This window comes from Pseudomonas sp. (assembly GCF_032058845.1).
In the GTDB taxonomy this organism is placed as follows: domain Bacteria; phylum Pseudomonadota; class Gammaproteobacteria; order Pseudomonadales; family Pseudomonadaceae; genus Aquipseudomonas.
In genome coordinates, this window is the sequence record NZ_DAMCCR010000062.1 from 1 (window position 1) to 222 (window position 222).

The following is a 222-nucleotide window of genomic DNA, read 5'->3' on the forward strand; positions in this document are numbered from 1 at the left end:
CGATTCATAGAAGACCGCCCGCGCCGAGCGCAGCGCGGCCTCTGCTCGCGCCACATCGACCTGGGCCAGCGGGCGGTCGGCCAGGGCCGGGGCGCCGGTCACCGACAAGCGCCCGCTGGCCATGCCCGAGAGTTCGTCGAGCGCTGCCCGTGCCACGCCCAGGCCCACCACTGACAGCACCTGGGTGGCGAACGACAACGATGGGTAGCGGAAGAACGGCTC

At 72.1% G+C, this 222-nt stretch carries 1 pseudogene; it reads right to left on the reverse strand.

What is annotated here, in order from left to right:
- Positions 1–222, reverse strand: a pseudogene (locus RT028_RS13040) (flavin-dependent monooxygenase); the annotation flags it as partial.